This is a genomic window from Humibacter sp. (assembly GCF_051954055.1).
GTDB lineage: Bacteria > Actinomycetota > Actinomycetes > Actinomycetales > Microbacteriaceae > Humibacter.
Genome location: NZ_JBQCIE010000087.1, coordinates 1 through 15,593 on the forward strand (window position 1 = coordinate 1; position 15,593 = coordinate 15,593).

A 15,593-nucleotide genomic window follows, 5' to 3' on the forward strand; every position below is an offset into this window, starting at 1 on the left:
CCCGCGGGCGCTCTTCGACCGCTTTCGCATCGCGGTGCTCGCCACGACGGACGATCCCGCCGACGACCTCTCGGCGCACCTGGCCCTCCGCGACGACCCGGACTTCGCCGGCCGCGTCGTGCCCACCTTCCGCGCCGACCGATACATGCATCCCCTGCAGCCGGGGTGGCGGAACGCGCTGGATACGCTGTCGGCGGCCGCGAACATCGACTGCGGAACGTACGCGGGCCTTCTTGACGCGCTTCGCTCGCGGCGTGAATACTTCAAGGCCGCCGGCGGCACCGCTACCGACACGGGCGTGATCGATGCCGGAAGCGAGCCGCTCTCCGACGCGGATGCCGAGCGCATCCATCGCGACGCCCTCGCCGGCACGATCACGCAGGCCGACGCCGACGCGTACCGCCGCAACCTGCTCTATCGCCTTGCCGAGATGAGCGCGCATGACGGCCTCGTCATGCAGTTGCACGCGGGCGTCATCCGCAACCACCACCGGCCGACTTTCGACGCGTTCGGACCCGACACAGGGCACGACCTGCCCGCGGTCGGCGGTTACACCGTGCCGCTCACCCCGATCCTGCGCGACTTCGGCGTGAACGAGACGTTCCGGCTCGTGCTCTTCACCGTGGACGAGACGCTGTTCTCCCGGGAGATCGCGCCACTCGCCGGCTTCTACCCGAGCGTGTACGCGGGCGCGCCGTGGTGGTTCCTCGACTCCCCCGCGGGCATCGCCCGCTACCGTTCCGCCGTCACCGACTCGGCCGGCTTCGCCAAGACCAGCGGGTTCATCGACGACACCAGGGCGTTCTGCTCGATTCCCGCGAGGCACGACATGTCACGACGACTGGACGCCGGCTACCTGGCATCCCTCGTCGTCACCCACCAGTTGACCGAGGAAGACGCGCTCGGCGTCGCGCGGCGCCTCGTGTCGGACATCCCGCGAGGCGTGTTCCGGCTGTAGCCGACCGCTACAGGTTGATCATGTGGCCGACGAGGCCGTGGAAGGCGTCCTGCATCGACTCTGACAGCGAAGGATGCGGGTGCACGTTGCGTGCAAGCTCCAGCGCTCCGAGGTCCCACTTCTGTGCAAGCGTCAGCTCCGGCAGCAGCTCGGAGACGTCGAGCCCGACCATGTGACCGCCGAGCAGCTCGTGGTACTTCTTGTCGGCGACGAGCTTCACGAAACCCCTGGCGTCTCCGAGCGCGTGAGCCTTCGCGTTGGCCATCATCGGGAATGTGGATACCTCGACGTCGTAGCCGGCGTCGCGCGCCTGCTGCTCGGTGAGACCGAAGCTCGCTACCTGCGGCTGCATGTAGGTGGCGCGCGGCATGTTGCGGTAGTCGCCGAGTGTCATGGTCTCCGCACCACCAATCGTCTCAGCGGCGACGACGGCCTGCGCCTCAGCCACGTGGGCGAGCTGCAGCTTGGCGGTGACATCGCCGATCGCGTAGATGCCCGGCACGTTCGTGCGCATGTGGTCATCGATGGCGATCGCGCCGCGGTCGGTGAGCTCGACTCCCGTGTTCTCCAGACCGTAACCGGTGACGTTCGCGGCGAAGCCGACCGAGATGAGCGCCTTGTCCGCGGTGATGCTGCCCTGGGCGCCGTCCGCACCGGTGTAGGTCACCGTGACCTGGTTGCCGTCGTCGACGACCGACTCCACCTTCGTCGATGCCAGAATCGGCACGCCGAGCGCCTTGAAGTGCTTCGTGACCTCCTTCGACACGTCGACGTCCTCGTTCGGAAGCGCGCGGTCGAGGAACTCGACGACGGTCGCCTGCACCCCGTAGCTCGCCAGCACATACGCGAACTCGAGCCCGATCGCTCCGGCGCCGACGATCACGATCGACTTCGGCAGCTCGCGGGTGAGGATGAGCTCCTTGTAGGTCTGCACGTTCTCGCTGAGCTCGACACCGGGCAGCAGGCGCACGGTCGAGCCGGTCGCGATGATCGCGTTGTCGAACGTGAGCTGCTCCGTGCCGCCCGCGGCGAGCGCGACATCCATCGACTTCGGTCCGGTGAAGAAGCCGTGCCCTTCGAACTGGGTGATCTTGTTCTTGCGCATGAGGAAGTTGACGCCCTTGGCACGCGCATCCGCGACCTTGCGGCTGCGGTCCCAGCCGACGCCGTAGTCGGCGTGGATGTCGCCGGAGATGCCGAACTCGGCGCCCTCGCGCGTGACCAGCCCGAGCACCTCGGCGTTGCGGATCAGCGTCTTCGCCGGAACGCAGCCGATGTTCAGACACACCCCGCCCCAGTACTGCTGCTCGACGATGGCGACCTGCAGGCCGAGCTGCGCGGCACGCACGGCGGCGACGTAACCGCCAGGGCCGGCACCGAGCACGACGACGTCGAAATGGGGCATGAGTCCTCCTCAGGTCGTTCCAGGCGCATTCGCTACGCGATGCTACCTGTTACTCCGCCGCAGCGAGCTGGCCGCAGGCGCCGTCGATCTCCTTGCCGCGCGTGTCGCGGAGGGTGGTCGGGATGCCCGCGGACTCGAGCCGGTGCACGAACTCCGACGTGACATCCGTCTCGCTCGCCGTCCAGATGGAACCCGGCGTCGGGTTCAGCGGGATCGGGTTCACGTGCACCCAGCCCCGGCCCCGCTCGTTGAGCTTCTGCGCGAGCAGGTCGGCGCGCCACGCGTGGTCGTTCATGTCTTTGATGAGCGCGTACTCGATGGAGACACGGCGGCCGGTCTTCTCGAAGTAGTAACGGGCGGCATCCAGTGCCTCGTCGACCTTCCAGCGCGAGTTCACCGGGATCAGCTCGTCACGCAGACCGTCGTCCGGTGCGTGCAGTGAGAGCGCGAACGTCAGCGGGATGTCCTCATCGGCGAGCTTGCGGATGGCAGGCACCAACCCGACCGATGACACCGTGATGCCGCGCGCGGACATGCCGAGGCCGTCGGGCTGCGGGGCCAGCAGGGTCCGAACCGCGCTCATCAGGCGCTTGTAGTTCGCCAGCGGTTCCCCCATGCCCATGAAGACGATGTTGTGGACCCTCTCCGGCGCACCCGAGGCACGGTGCCCGAGCGCGCCTTGAGCGATCGCTCGATTGGCCGCAACGACCTGGTCGACGATCTCCGCCGCCGAGAGATTGCGAGTGAGACCCGCCTGGCCGGTGGCGCAGAACGGGCAGTTCATGCCGCAGCCTGCCTGCGAGGAGATGCACAGTGTGATGCGGCCCGGGTACCGCATGAGCACGGACTCCACGAGGGCACCGTCGAACAGCCGCCAGAGGAACTTGATGGTGCGGCCGTCGTCTGTGCGCAGACGACGCACCTCCGTGAGAAGCGGCGGCAGCAGTGCCGAGATGAGCTCCTCGCGACCGGATGCCGGCAGATCGGTCATGGCCGAGGCATCCGTCGTGCAGTGCGTGAAGTAGTGCGTCGACAGCTGCTTGGCGCGGAAGGCCGGCAGGCCGAGTTCCACGACCTTCGCCTTGCGCTCGTCCGGAGTCAGATCGGCGAGGTGCGTCTCGGGCTGCTTGCGGCGCGGTGAGGCGAATTGCAGGGCGGGCCGGCCGTCTGCGGCGAGCTGCTGCGTCCAGCCCTCGGTCGCCGGGCGGACCTGGCGCCCGCGTGCGCGGGTCGGCGCGGACGCGTCTGCGGTGCGCTCATGGGGCAGAATCGTCTCGCTCACCCGGCCATTCTCTCAGGGTGCGGCTGAGCGTCCGCCGGTGCCGGCCTGATCCTCCGAACGCAGGTCGTCCGACACTCCTAGCGGACGGCGGGCGGCTCCTCGAGGTCGGATGCGAGTGCGGCACGGATGTCGGCGACTGTGGCATCCACCGATCCGTCTGAGCGGAAGACGGCACCGAACTCGTCCGGCTGCAACGGTTCGAGCGTGGCCAGCTGGGAACCGAGAAGGTCGGCGGGCATGTACTCGTGCACGCGGACAGCCAGGCGCTGTTCGAGAGTCTCCGGCTGGGGATCCAGGTGCGCGAAGAACGTGTCGGGCGCGTACGAGCGCAGCAGATCCCGGTAGCGGCGGCGCAGCGCGCTGCACGCGACGATCACGCCGTCTCCCACCGCCAGGCGCTCGCCGATGATCCGCAACCAGGGCTCACGGTCGGCGTCGGTCAGCGGGATGCCGGCACGCATCTTCTCCTTGTTCGCCGCCGGATGCAGATCGTCACCGTCGATGAAGACGCGGCCCGAGACATCCGCGAGGGCATTGCCGACGACGCTCTTGCCCGCGCCGGACACCCCCATCAGCACGATCGCAGGAAGGTGGACGGGAGGCACGAAGGTCATGAAGCCATTCTGGCCGATTGCCGTCGTTGCCACGCGGCGACGGAGGAACGCACGATGCGGCGCGCGCTCATCGTTGCAGCTCGCTAGCGGTTCGCTCCGCAGGGACGGGCCCGGTCGACGCCCGCACCGTGAGGTGCACGGCGAGGTGCTCGACCCGCGGCGCGTGATCCTTCGTGGCGAAGTGCCCGATCAGTATCTCCGTCGCCGTCCTTCCCGCACGTTCACCCGAGGTCGTGACCGTGGTGAGCGGCGGCGTGACGAACGCGGACCCGAAGATGTCGTCGCAGCCGATGACGCTGATGTCTTCTGGCACGCGCACACCACGTTCCCGGAATCGGCCGAGCGCACCGATCGCCAAGGTGTCATTGAAGAACACGGCCGCCGTCGCCGCGCTCAGCGAGACGGCATCCGCTGCTGCCGCTCCGGCGGACAGCGACGGGTGGAAGGCGCCTATCGGCACGATCTCCGCGTCGTGGTGCTTCGCCGCCTCGCGCAGGGCCGCGTAACGCACCCGATCCGTCCACGAGTTCTCCGGTCCCCGGACATACGCGACGCGGTGGTGCCCGAGACTCGACAGGTAGTCGACCGCCTGTGCCGCTCCCACCGGCGTGTCGATCACGACGCTGGACAGGGAGTCGACCTGACGGTTCACCACGACGACCGGTACCGCGTCGGCGACCGAACGAAGCGCTTCGTCGGTTGTGCGCGGCGACACGATGACGATGCCGTTGACGGTGCGGGCGAGGTCGGTCAGCCACGTCGACTCGACCGAGGGCGATTCGTCGGTGCTCACCAGTAGGTGGAAGTACCCGGCCGTCTGCGCCTGCCCCTGGCTGCCGCGAACGAGGTCGTAGAGGAACGGATTGGTCAGATTGGGCACGACGAGGCCGATGGTGCCGTGCGCACGCCAATCGTCGGCCTGCGGTAGAAGGGCTGAGAAGTAGCCCATCTCCCTGGCCTTGCGGGCGATTCTCTCGTACATGGCCGTGCTCACCCGATTCGGGTTGCTCAGGGCACGCGAGACCGTGGAGGGGGCGACACCGCAGGCTTGTGCGATCGCCGTGAGGGTGACGTGCCGCTGATGGCGACGCTCTGGTACGGCCACGATCGCTCCAGACTGCACATTCAATGGCAAGAACTTTGCCACCATCCTAGCCATGTTATGGATGATCGCCCGAGTTTCGGCAGGTATAAGCCCATTGCGCTGCACAGAGTTGGCACATTTGTTGAACCAAGCGCCGGGCCGTACCTATCGTGAAGGCACCCCGAACTCTTCAGTTCCACCCGCCGTCGATGGAGACGAAATGACTGAGATCGCACTCCCCAAGAAGACCCCCGCCAAAGCGGCGGTCGCCGCTTGGATCGGCACGACGCTCGAGTACTACGACTTCGCGGTGTACGGCACCGCGTCGGCGCTCGTGTTGAACGTGCTCTTCTTCTCGCCCAAGCTTCCCGAGGGGATCAGCGTGCTGCTCAGCATGATGACCCTCGCGGTCGGCTATGTGGTCCGCCCCATCGGGGCGCTCATCCTCGGGCCCCTCGGCGACAGGTTCGGCCGCAAGTTCGTCATGATGCTCACGCTCTTCGGCATCGGCGGCTGCACGTTCTTGATCGGCTGTCTGCCGACCTACGCCCAGGTCGGTGCGCTCGCGCCGATCCTGCTCGTCGTGATCCGCGTGATTCAGGGCCTGTGCGTCTCGGGCGAACAAGCAAGCGCGATCAGCATGAGCCTTGAGCACTCTCCAGAGCGTCGACGCGGGTTCATCACGAGCTTCACGACCCTGGGCGCCTCCTCAGGCACGCTGCTCTCGATGGTGGTCTTCCTCCCGTTCGCCGCGTTGCCGGAGGCCGACCTGCTCGGCTGGGCATGGCGGATCCCGTTCTGGTTCTCGGCGATCGTCGTCGTCGCCGCGTACCTCATCCGCCGTCACATGCAGGAGCCACCTGCGTTCGTCGCGACGCAGGCGATCAAGGTGAACATCGCCCCGCTCAACCAGGCCGTGCGGTTCCATTGGCGAGCCATCCTGCGTGTGGCGTGCTGCGCGCTCATCGCCGGCACCAGCTACATGATGCAGACGTTCTCTGTGGCGTTCGGAACCGGCGGATACAAGCTGGACAAGTCGACCATGTTGCTGGTGACGACGCTCTCGGCGGTGATCGCCCTCGGCATCACTCCCCTGTCGGGATTCCTGGTGGACAAGCTGGGCCGCAGGACCATGTTCCTCATCGGAACGATCGGCGTCGGCACCACGATGGTGCCCTACCTCTGGTCGATCACGACCGGGAACTGGGCTCTGATCTTCCTTCTCGGCATCGTCAACTACAGCCTCTTCTACTCGATCGTGAACGCATCCTGGCCGTCCTTCTTCGCCGAGATGTTCCCGAGCCGCGTGCGCGTCTCCGGGCTCGCCGTCGGCACTCAGATCGGTTTCGCCGCCTCCGGTGCGATCGGCCCCGTGCTCGCGACGGCGCTCGCGGGGACCACCCTCACCGGGTGGGTCGGCCCCTCCGTGCTCGCACTCGGCTTCATGCTCGTGGCCGGCGTCTCCGCCCTCACGGCCAAGGAGACGCGCCGGTACACACTGGACGAGCTCGACGACGTGCAGCAGAGCGAACACGAGAAAGCTGCGGTCACGGCCGCGACCGCTCTTCCGACCGTCGCGCCGGCGTCATAACGACGAGGAGCGGGCGGCGGAGGACCGCCAACCCACAATGGAGGAAAGGTAGTGATGATGGCACGCAGCATCGATCTGGTGGCCGATCTGGGCGAGGGCTTCGGCCCCTGGTCCATGGGCGACGACGATGCTCTGCTGGAGATCGTCACGTCGGCGAACGTGGCCTGCGGCTTCCATGCCGGCGACCCGCGGATCATGGATCGCACGGTCGGCGAGTGCGTACGTCGCGGGGTGCATGTCGGAGCTCACCCCAGCTTTCCCGACCTGGCCGGGTTCGGCCGGCGAACGATGGACCTGACCGCGCTCGAGGTGCGCACCGATGTGGTGTACCAGCTCGGCGCGCTCGCGGGCTTCGCCGCATACCACGGCACTCGACTCACTCACGTGACACCGCACGGCCGACTGGGCAACCTGGTCGGCACGCGTGCCGACTACGCGAACGCAGTGGTGGATGCCATTGCCCACGTCGACCCTTCGCTGCGAGTGCTGGCCCAAGACGGGTGCCTCGCCGATGCCGCTCGGGAGGCGGGCATCCGGGTCTCGATCGTCGGCATAGCGGACCGGGCCTATGAGGACGACGGCACGCTGGTGCTGCGTTCCCAGCCGGGCGCCGTCATCCACGACCCCGACGAGATCGCGCGGCGAACGGTGCGGATGGTGACAGAGGGCGTCATCGACAGCCGGAACGGGGTGGCCATACCGGTCGCCGTCGACACCGTGCTGCTGCACGGCGACAACGCGGAGGCCGTGGAGCTGGCCCGCCGCATCCGACGCGAGCTGGAGGCGGCCGGCGTCACGATCGCCGCACCGGCGGAGGACCGATGAGCCCTGTGCGCCTGACGGACGTGCGCGTCGCGGAGTGCGGTCCGGCCGCGCTCCGCGTCTCGGCGCGTCTGGGCGACCGGGAGCGCGACTGGCGTGTCGTGCACGGGCTTTCCCGACGCCTTGCCGAACGGCAGGAGCCCGGACTCATCGGATCGATCCCGACCTACGAGTCCGTGCTCGTCGAGTTCGATCCGACGACCACGACCGTCGCCTTGGTCGCCGAGCACGTGAACAGGCTGCTCGACACGATCGACCCGGATGAACCGCTCGAAGCCGCTCCCCGATCCTTCGTCGTGCCCGTGCTCTACGGCGGCCCGTGGCAGTCGGATCTCGACGAGGTGTCGAGACTGTCCGGCCTCGACCAGGAGGAGGTCATCCGGCGGCACCTGGCGCCCCTCTACACCGTGCGGTGCCTCGGCGCACCGGGCGGATCGCCCATGCTGGACGGCCCGGACCTCACGGTCCCCATTCCCAGGCTCGCGAGCCCTCGAGCCAGCGTGCCCGCCGGCGTCGTCTCGCTCGCGGGACGCCAGGCCACCATCGCGCCGGCCACGGCCCCCGGCGGCTGGCGGGTGATCGGTCGCACGCCGCTCACGATCCTCGACCTCACCAGAGAGCCGCTCGTGCCCTACCGACCGGGTGACCTGCTCCGCTTCGAGCGGATCGACGAAGTGGCCTTCGAGAGACTGTCCGGTCGCGCACTCGCACCCGACGGAGCCGAGTCGTGATCGGGGCCGGGGCTTTGCGCATCGAGACGGCGGGCAACGCCGTCGTGACCGATCTCGGCAGGTCGCGCGGACCGGCGATGGGTCTCGCAACGGGCGGCGCGAGCGATCAGTACTCGGCGCGGGTGGCGAACATCCTCGTCGCGAACGGAGATTCCGAACCACTCATCGAGGTGACCGTCTTCGACCTCTCGTTCGTCGCCGAGGTCGACCTCCTCATCGCGGTCACCGGTGCGCCCATGACACTGCTCGTCGACGACGTCGAACGGAGCATGTGGGAGCCGGTCTCCATCGGTGCCGGCCAGCGCGTCACGCTGACCGAGATGGCCGCCGGGCTCCACACGTATGTCGCCGTGCACGGCTCCTTCGACGTGCCGCTGTTGCTGGGCAGCTGCGCTCCGGATGCCGCTGTCGGCTTCGGTTCGCGCGTGCAGCCCGGCGACCGCCTCGAGGTCCGCACGGCGATAGGACCGGTCGTGAATCCGTACTTCGACATGTCGCTGTTCAATCTCGGGGTGCTGACCCCCTACTTCGGCGACGACGCCGTCGTCAAGGTCACCGACGGACCTGACGAGGACGAGTTCGCGGGGACCGCCGGCCGGCTCTTCCAGGGCCCGTACACGGTGACGGCGAAGAGCAACCACATCGGGCTGCGCATGACAGGGCGGCTACCGGTGCGCACCAGTACCACGGAGGTGCTCTCGCGCGGCGTGCCGATCGGCGCGGTCGAGGTGCCGCCGGGCGACGAGCTCGTCGTGCTGCACCGCGGACGCGGCGTCACCGCCGGCTACCCCGTGCTCGCGGTCGTCACGCCCGTCTCGCTCGACGATCTCGGGCAGGTCAGGCCAGGGCAACGCGTGTGCTTCCGTCACATCACGGTCGAGCACGCCGCGCAGGACGTGCAGGAATGGCACCTCCGGCTCCAGCAGCTGCGGCGGCGCGTCGCGACCATCTACTCGGCCCTCGGGCTCGCCGAGCCGCTCGGAATCGAGCGGACCTTCAGGACAGCAGAAGGAACCGCACAAGGAGAGGAACACCGTGCCCTACAGCGACTATGAGACGGCGCTCGTCACGGGAGCATCGACCGGGATGGGAGCAGCGATCGTGCGCGACTTCCGCGAGCGTGGTCTCACGGTGCACGCTGTGGCGCGCGACGCGACGCGGCTCGCCGAACTCGCCGAGCAGACCGGCGCGATCCCGCACGCGATCGACCTGGCCGACGTCGACGCGCTCGAGGCGGAGCTGGAGGGCATCCCGGTCGACATCCTCGTCAACAACGCCGGCGTGAGCAGCACCGGGAACATCCTCGACGCGTCGCGGGCGACCGTGGATGCGATGGTCGACGTGAACCTTCGCGCCGTGCTGCACCTCGCCCGGCTGATCCTGCCAGGCATGGTCGAACGCGATCTCGGCCACGTGGTCAACATCTCCAGCATCGCCGGTCGGTACAACTTCTTCGGTCACACCGCGTACCACGCCACCAAGGCCGCCGTCTCGCAGCTGTCCCGCCAGCTGCGGAATGACGCGCTCGGGCGTCGCATCCGGGTGACCGAGATCTGCCCCGGTCGAGTGGAGACGGAGATCTTCGGCCGAAACCTGGGCGGAACGCCCGAAGCGATGGCGGAGGCGTGGAGCACCTACTACGAGGGATACGAGTCCCTCACGGTCGACGACATCGTCAGTGCCGTCGACTTCGCCATCGACGCACCGAGACACGTCAATCTCGGGCTCATCGAGATCACACCGACATTCCAGGTGCCGGGTGGCCTGACCTTCGATAGGAGAGAGGCATGACGAACATCGTCGACCTTCCAAAGCTCAGCAATCCGCCGCACGTGACGACCCGTATCCCACGGGCCGACCGGGCCAGCATCGAACGACTCGGAGCATTCAGCGCTGCGACCATCCACGAGGCTCAGGGCCGCCGTGGCGCCGTCGCCTCGCGCATCAAGCCGATCGATGCCGGCATGTCGTTCGTCGGCTCCGCCTTCACCGTGGTCTGCGCGCCGCGCGACAACCTCATGCTCCAGGTGGCCATCCACTATGCGCAACCCGGCGACGTGCTCATCGTCTCGGCCGGCGAGCTCACCGATGCCGGCACGTTCGGCGGTGTGCTGGGCAACGCGTGCAAGGCGAAGGGGATCGCGGCGCTCGTCACCGACAGCGGCGTGCGCGACACGAAGGAGCTGCGAGAGCTCGGCCTCCCCGTCTTCTCCGGCAGCGTCTCCATCCGTGGGACCGTGAAGGAGACGCTCGGCCACATCAACCAGCCGCTCGTCTTCGGCGGCGAGCTCATCCGCCCCGGCGACGTCGTGAAGGGCGACGTGGACGGTGTCGTCGTCGTGCGTCGTGAGGAGGTCGACGACGTGGTCGCGCTGTCCGCCGACCGCGATGCCAAGGAGGAGGAGCTGATCGAGCTCTACAAGCAGGGCCGCACGACCATCGACCTCTGCAACCTGCACGACGTGCTCCGCCAAAAGGGCATCACCACCGATCTCGACGACATCGACCCGTACCAGGGGCTGGGGGCCCGATGAGCGCGGCACCGTTCTCCCCGTCGAAGCGGGTGAGCAGGATCCGGATCTCGCCGAGCCTGGCGGCAGCGCAGCGCGCCCGCGAGCTGCGTGAGGCGGGCCGGACGATCGTGGACTTCACCGCCGGTGAACCCGACTTCGACACTCCGCAGCACGTCAAAGACGCTGCCATCGCGGCCATCGAGGCGGGCGAGACCAAGTACACGCCGGTGAACGGCACCGCCGCGCTACGTGATGCCATCCGCGAGCGGATGCTGCGAAGCTCAGGCATCCGCTACGAGGACTCGCAGATCACCGTCGGAGGCGGCGGCAAGCAGTTGATCAACCTGGCGTTCGCCGCCACGCTCGACGCAGGTGACGAGGTCATCGTGCCCGCACCGTACTGGGTGTCGTATCCCGACATGGTGCTCGTGAACGACGGCACGCCCGTGCCCGTGCAGACACGCACCGAGGACGGGTACCGACTCACGCCGGAGGCTCTGCGTGCAGCGATCACACCGCAGACCAGGTGGCTCGTGCTGAACGCTCCCGGCAACCCGACCGGCGCCGTCTACGATCGCGCCTCGCTGGAGTCGCTAGCGGTCGTGCTCGCCGACTTCCCGCACGTGTGGGTGCTCTCCGATGAGATCTACGACGAGATCCTCTACACCGACGAGCCCTACGTGAGCTTCGCCGAGGCCGCGCCGGCGCTGCGTGACCGCACCGTCACCGTGAACGGCGTCTCCAAGGCGTACGCGATGACCGGCTGGCGTCTCGGCTACGCCGTCGGCGACGAACGCCTGATCGCCGCGATCAACAAGCTGCAGTCGCAGAGCTCATCGTGCCCGTCATCGATCAGCCAGGCCGCTGCCGCCGCCGCGCTCACCGGAGACCAGACGTTCGTGGCGGAGTGCTCCGCCGCCTACCGTGAACGGCGCGACCGCGCCGTCTCCGCTCTCGAACGCGTTCCAGGGCTGCGGCCCAGCGTGCCCGACGGCGCCTTCTACCTCTTCGTCGGATGCTCGGGACTGATCGGCAAGCGAACCCCGTCGGGCGACACGATCGAGAACGACCTGGATGTGACGCTCTACCTGCTCGATACGGCCGGCGTCGCCGTCATCCAGGGATCCGCATACGGCAGCGAGCCGTTCTTCCGGATCTCGTTCGCCACCGGCCTCGACCAGATCGAGCGAGGCACCGCGGCGATCGCCGCGGCCGTGGCGAAGCTGTCCTGACGCTTCGCCGCGGTCTCAGAACCGCAGCAGCACCTTGCCGGAGCGGCTCGCGTCGCGCGCGGTCTCGAACGCTTCGAGCGTGTCCTCGACGGCGAACTCGTGGGTCACGATCGGGTCCACCTGAAGCGACCCGTCCGCCAGCGCCTGCAGCACGTCGTCCATCTCACCGTTGAAGCGCAACGATCCGACCAGTTCCAGCTCGCGGGTGATCACGAGCGAGAGCAGCGCCGGCTGTTCACCGGTCGGCTGCAGCCCGACCATCACGACGCGGCCGCCGCGCGTCGCTCCGCGCACGGCGGAGGCGAGTCCCGGACGCGATCCGGAGGACTCGAACACGACATCCGCATCGACGGCGGCGATCGCGTCGGCGTCACGCGCGTCGATGGTGCGCGTCGCGCCGAGCTGCTCCGCGATCCGTCTCGGATGCTCGTACAGGTCGGTGGCGATGATCTCGGCCGCTCCAGCGCGGCGCAGCACCGCCACGATGAGGGCCCCGATCGGGCCGCATCCGATCACGAGCGCACGGCGACCGGCGACCGCGTCCGCCCGGCTCACGGCATGCCAGGCGACCGCGGCCGGCTCCGCCAGAGCGGCGTCCCGGAGGGAGAGCCCTTTCGGAAGGGGCCGAAGCATCCGCGCGGGGAGGTTCACGAGCCTGGCGAACGCACCCTGCCTGTGCGGAAAGTGTGCAGCACTTCCCAGATAGGTGGAGCCGGGTGAGAGATTGGGCCGCCCTGCCGGGTAGCGGGATCCGTCTCCGGCGCCTTCCGTGAGCGGGTGGACGGCGACGTCGACTCCAGCACGCGGCCCCGTGCCGTCCGCCGCCGGCTCGACGACCGTTCCGACGACCTCGTGCCCGAGCAGAAGCGGTTCGCGCAGGATCGACTCACCGGCGGCCCCGTGCATCCAGTAGTGCAGATCCGAACCGCAGACTCCGCCGTATGCGATGCGCACGACGGCCTCGTCGGCCGCCGGCTCTTCTCGCTCGATCGGCTCGACCCGGAGGTCGCCCTCGCCGTGCACCACCACGCCGAGCAGCTCATCGTCGGTTCCGGTCATGATCTCCCCACTCGCTCTCGCTTGCTCATCTCTTACCGCCGCGAGTCCTACACCACCGCGGTCATGCCGCCGTCGACGAACAGGGTTTGCCCGTTGACGAAGTCGCTCGCCGAGCTCGCCAGGAAGACCGCGGCACCCACGAGGTCGCGCACGTCCCCCAGCGGGCAGCCGGCGTCCGCCCCCGCACCCAAGCCGAGAAGTCCTCGTCCTCGACCAGTGCCTTCGTCAACTCGGTGGCGAAGTATCCGGGCGCGATCGCGTTCGACTGGATGCCGGAACCCGCAAGATCCGCGCACAGGCCCTTCGTGAACATCACGATCGCGCCCTTCGTGGCCGAATACGGCGCGATCGACGGCCGGGCCAGCTGGGACTGAACGCTACCGATCTGGATGAGCTTGCCGGAGCCGCGAGCGATCATCCCCCTGGAAACCCGGCGGGACACGTAGAACACGCTGGAGAGGTTGGTGCGAAGCAGCTCGTCCCAGTCGTCGTCCGTGAACTCCGCGATAGGAGCACGGCGCTGGACTCCGGCATTGTTCACCAGGATGTCCGGAACGCCGAGCTCCCGCTCGATGCCGGCGATTCCGGCATCTACCGCCGCCGCCTCCGTGACGTCAAAGGTGCGGGAGTGGGTGACAGCCCCCGTTGCCGTGGCGATCTCTGCCGCCGTCCGGGCGGCCTTCGCCGCGTCCCTGCCGTGCACGATGACGGTCGCGCCGGCGTCGGCGAGCCCCTTGGCGAGCGCACGACCGATGCCCTGGCTCGATCCGGTGACGAGCGCGAGCTTTCCGGTGAGGTCGAAGGCGGACAGTCCCGCGGGTGCGTCGAAGCTCATGGCCGGATCGCCGAAACCGCCACCGTGGTGGCCTCAACACCGTCGCCGGCCTCGTTGCGTGAGACCTTCACCGCGTCGTCGACGCGGTCGAGGTCGCGACGCAGAGTCTCGGGCACGAGGTAGGTGGACGCCACCGTGATGAGAGCGAGCACCACCGTGTAGATCGCGAGCAGGGTCCAATTGCCGCCGCTGACGGCGATGAGGTACGCGCCGAGCACCCCGGCGACGCCGCCGGCCAGAACCGCCGAGATCTCTCGCGACATCGCGACCCCGAGGTAGCGGTGCTTCGCCCCGAACATCTCCGGCATCAGCGCGCACTGCGCGCCGAGCATGGTGTTCACGCAGATTCCGATGGCGATGGCGATCACGACGATCGTCAGGACATAGTTGCCCAGCGACAGCAGCCACCAGGCGGGCACGGCCCACACCAGCAGGAACAACGATCCTGCACGGTAGATGGTGCGACGGCCGAACTTATCGGAGAGGTGCCCGGCCAGCGGAACGGAGAAGATGCCGATCAGCGACCCCAGGGTCACTCCCCAGGCGAGCAGGCCCTTGTTCGCGGTGGATCCGATGATGCCGGCGACGTACGCGAGCGACAGCGTCGAGAACAGGTAGGAGCCGCCGTTCTCCGCCATCCGCAGGCCGATCCCCACCACGACTCCGGGGAATCCGTGTCCGAAGATCTCGCGGATCGGGTGGTGGGAGACCTGCTCCTTCAGCTCCAGCTTGACGAACGTGGGCGTCTCGGCGAGGCGCGCCCTGATGTACAGGCCGATCAGGATCAGCACGAACGAGACGAGGAACGGGACCCGCCAGCCCCACGACATGAGGGCATCCTTCGGCAGGAGCGCGATCATGCTGAAGACGAGAGCCGCCAGGAGCGTGCCGGCCTGGATGCCGATGAACGGCAGGGCCGCGAAGTAGCCGCGACGGCGGACGGGCGCGTACTCCGCCATCAGCACGGTCGAGCCGGCCTGCTCGGCGCCCGCGCCGAAGCCCTGGAGCAGCCGGAGCAGCACGAGGAGCACGGGAGCCCAGAAGCCCGCGACGGCGAAGGTCGGCAGGATGCCGATGGCGGTGGATGCCCCGCCCATCAGCAGGATCGTGACGACGAGCACCCACTTGCGCCCGATGCGGTCGCCGAGCGCTCCGAAGAACAGTCCGCCGAATGGTCGGGCGACGAAGCCGACGCCGTATGTCGCGAACGCCGCGACGGTGGCCATCGCGGGATTCCCCTGCGGAAAGAACAGAACGTTGAAGACGAGCGCCGTCGAAAGGCCGTACAGCGCGAAGTCGTAGTACTCGAGCGCGCTGCCCACGCTGGATGCCAGCGTCGCCCTGCGCAGATTCGCCGCGTACGCCGGATCGTCCGACCCGCGCACGACCTCCGGAACCGAGCTGTCGTTGCTCATGTGGCTACCTCCTTGAGCCCGGGCACCGTCGCCCGTTGCGATCGAAGGTAAC

Annotated in this window: 14 protein-coding genes and 1 pseudogene; 8 read left to right on the top strand and 7 right to left on the bottom strand. The window is 68.2% G+C overall.

The features are described 5' to 3' along the window. A partial coding sequence (locus ACTHNC_RS09355) for a glucuronate isomerase (RefSeq protein WP_440294331.1) occupies positions 1-958 on the top strand: 958 nt, incomplete at its 5' end. Between the two features lie 7 nt (positions 959-965). Here the strand turns inward: ACTHNC_RS09355 and lpdA are convergent. The 4 genes from lpdA to ACTHNC_RS09375 all read right to left on the bottom strand — a co-directional run bounded on the left by lpdA (position 966) and on the right by ACTHNC_RS09375 (position 5,364). After that, positions 966-2,363, bottom strand: coding sequence for a dihydrolipoyl dehydrogenase (lpdA, locus tag ACTHNC_RS09360; protein ID WP_440294332.1), 1,398 nt, complete (start codon positions 2,361-2,363; stop codon positions 966-968). 49 nt (positions 2,364-2,412) lie between these two features. Continuing rightward, on the bottom strand, positions 2,413-3,633 hold the full coding sequence (gene rlmN, locus ACTHNC_RS09365; protein WP_440294384.1) for a 23S rRNA (adenine(2503)-C(2))-methyltransferase RlmN: 1,221 nt from the start codon (positions 3,631-3,633) through the stop codon (positions 2,413-2,415). An 89-nt stretch (positions 3,634-3,722) separates the two neighbouring features. After that, positions 3,723-4,259 (bottom strand): gluconokinase, encoded by a 537-nt coding sequence (locus ACTHNC_RS09370; protein ID WP_440294333.1) that lies wholly within the window; start codon positions 4,257-4,259, stop codon positions 3,723-3,725. 67 nt (positions 4,260-4,326) lie between these two features. Next, positions 4,327-5,364 (bottom strand): LacI family DNA-binding transcriptional regulator, encoded by a 1,038-nt coding sequence (locus ACTHNC_RS09375; RefSeq protein WP_440294334.1) that lies wholly within the window; start codon positions 5,362-5,364, stop codon positions 4,327-4,329. 199 nt (positions 5,365-5,563) lie between these two features. Here ACTHNC_RS09375 and ACTHNC_RS09380 point away from each other — a divergent pair, with 199 nt between their 5' ends. The 7 genes from ACTHNC_RS09380 to ACTHNC_RS09410 are packed head-to-tail and all read left to right on the top strand — an operon-like array spanning position 5,564 to position 12,232. Next, positions 5,564-6,934, top strand: a complete 1,371-nt coding sequence (locus tag ACTHNC_RS09380; RefSeq protein ID WP_440294335.1) for an MFS transporter — start codon at positions 5,564-5,566, stop codon at positions 6,932-6,934. A 57-nt stretch (positions 6,935-6,991) separates the two neighbouring features. Further along, positions 6,992-7,759: a LamB/YcsF family protein gene (locus ACTHNC_RS09385; RefSeq protein WP_440294336.1), complete on the top strand. Its 768-nt coding sequence runs from the start codon at positions 6,992-6,994 to the stop codon at positions 7,757-7,759. Beyond that, complete coding sequence (locus tag ACTHNC_RS09390) at positions 7,756-8,487, top strand: 5-oxoprolinase subunit B family protein (protein ID WP_440294337.1); 732 nt, start codon at positions 7,756-7,758, stop codon at positions 8,485-8,487. The genes ACTHNC_RS09385 and ACTHNC_RS09390 overlap by 4 nt, the downstream gene beginning before the upstream one ends. Next, positions 8,484-9,542 carry a biotin-dependent carboxyltransferase family protein gene (locus ACTHNC_RS09395; RefSeq protein ID WP_440294338.1) on the top strand — a complete coding sequence of 353 codons (1,059 nt, stop codon included), beginning with the start codon at positions 8,484-8,486 and terminating at the stop codon, positions 9,540-9,542. Before ACTHNC_RS09390 ends, ACTHNC_RS09395 begins: the two co-directional genes overlap by 4 nt. Continuing rightward, positions 9,523-10,278, top strand: coding sequence for an SDR family oxidoreductase (locus tag ACTHNC_RS09400; protein WP_440294339.1), 756 nt, complete (start codon positions 9,523-9,525; stop codon positions 10,276-10,278). Before ACTHNC_RS09395 ends, ACTHNC_RS09400 begins: the two co-directional genes overlap by 20 nt. Beyond that, a complete protein-coding gene (locus tag ACTHNC_RS09405; protein ID WP_440294340.1) occupies positions 10,275-11,021 on the top strand; it encodes a 4-carboxy-4-hydroxy-2-oxoadipate aldolase/oxaloacetate decarboxylase in 747 nt (248 codons plus the stop codon). The genes ACTHNC_RS09400 and ACTHNC_RS09405 overlap by 4 nt, the downstream gene beginning before the upstream one ends. Beyond that, entirely contained in the window at positions 11,018-12,232 is a 1,215-nt protein-coding gene (locus ACTHNC_RS09410; RefSeq protein WP_440294341.1) for an aspartate transaminase, read from the top strand. The genes ACTHNC_RS09405 and ACTHNC_RS09410 overlap by 4 nt, the downstream gene beginning before the upstream one ends. Positions 12,233-12,247: 15 nt before the next feature. On the opposite strand, the gene ACTHNC_RS09415 is transcribed toward ACTHNC_RS09410, so the two are convergent. From ACTHNC_RS09415 to ACTHNC_RS09425, 3 genes and pseudogenes are all read right to left on the bottom strand, one after another. Then, on the bottom strand, positions 12,248-13,291 hold the full coding sequence (locus ACTHNC_RS09415) for a zinc-binding dehydrogenase (protein ID WP_440294342.1): 1,044 nt from the start codon (positions 13,289-13,291) through the stop codon (positions 12,248-12,250). 47 nt (positions 13,292-13,338) lie between these two features. After that, positions 13,339-14,126 (bottom strand): annotated as a pseudogene (locus ACTHNC_RS09420) (SDR family oxidoreductase). After that, entirely contained in the window at positions 14,123-15,541 is a 1,419-nt protein-coding gene (locus ACTHNC_RS09425; protein WP_440294343.1) for an MFS transporter, read from the bottom strand. The pseudogene ACTHNC_RS09420 and the gene ACTHNC_RS09425 overlap by 4 nt, the downstream one beginning before the upstream one ends. Positions 15,542-15,593 lie beyond the last annotated feature (52 nt).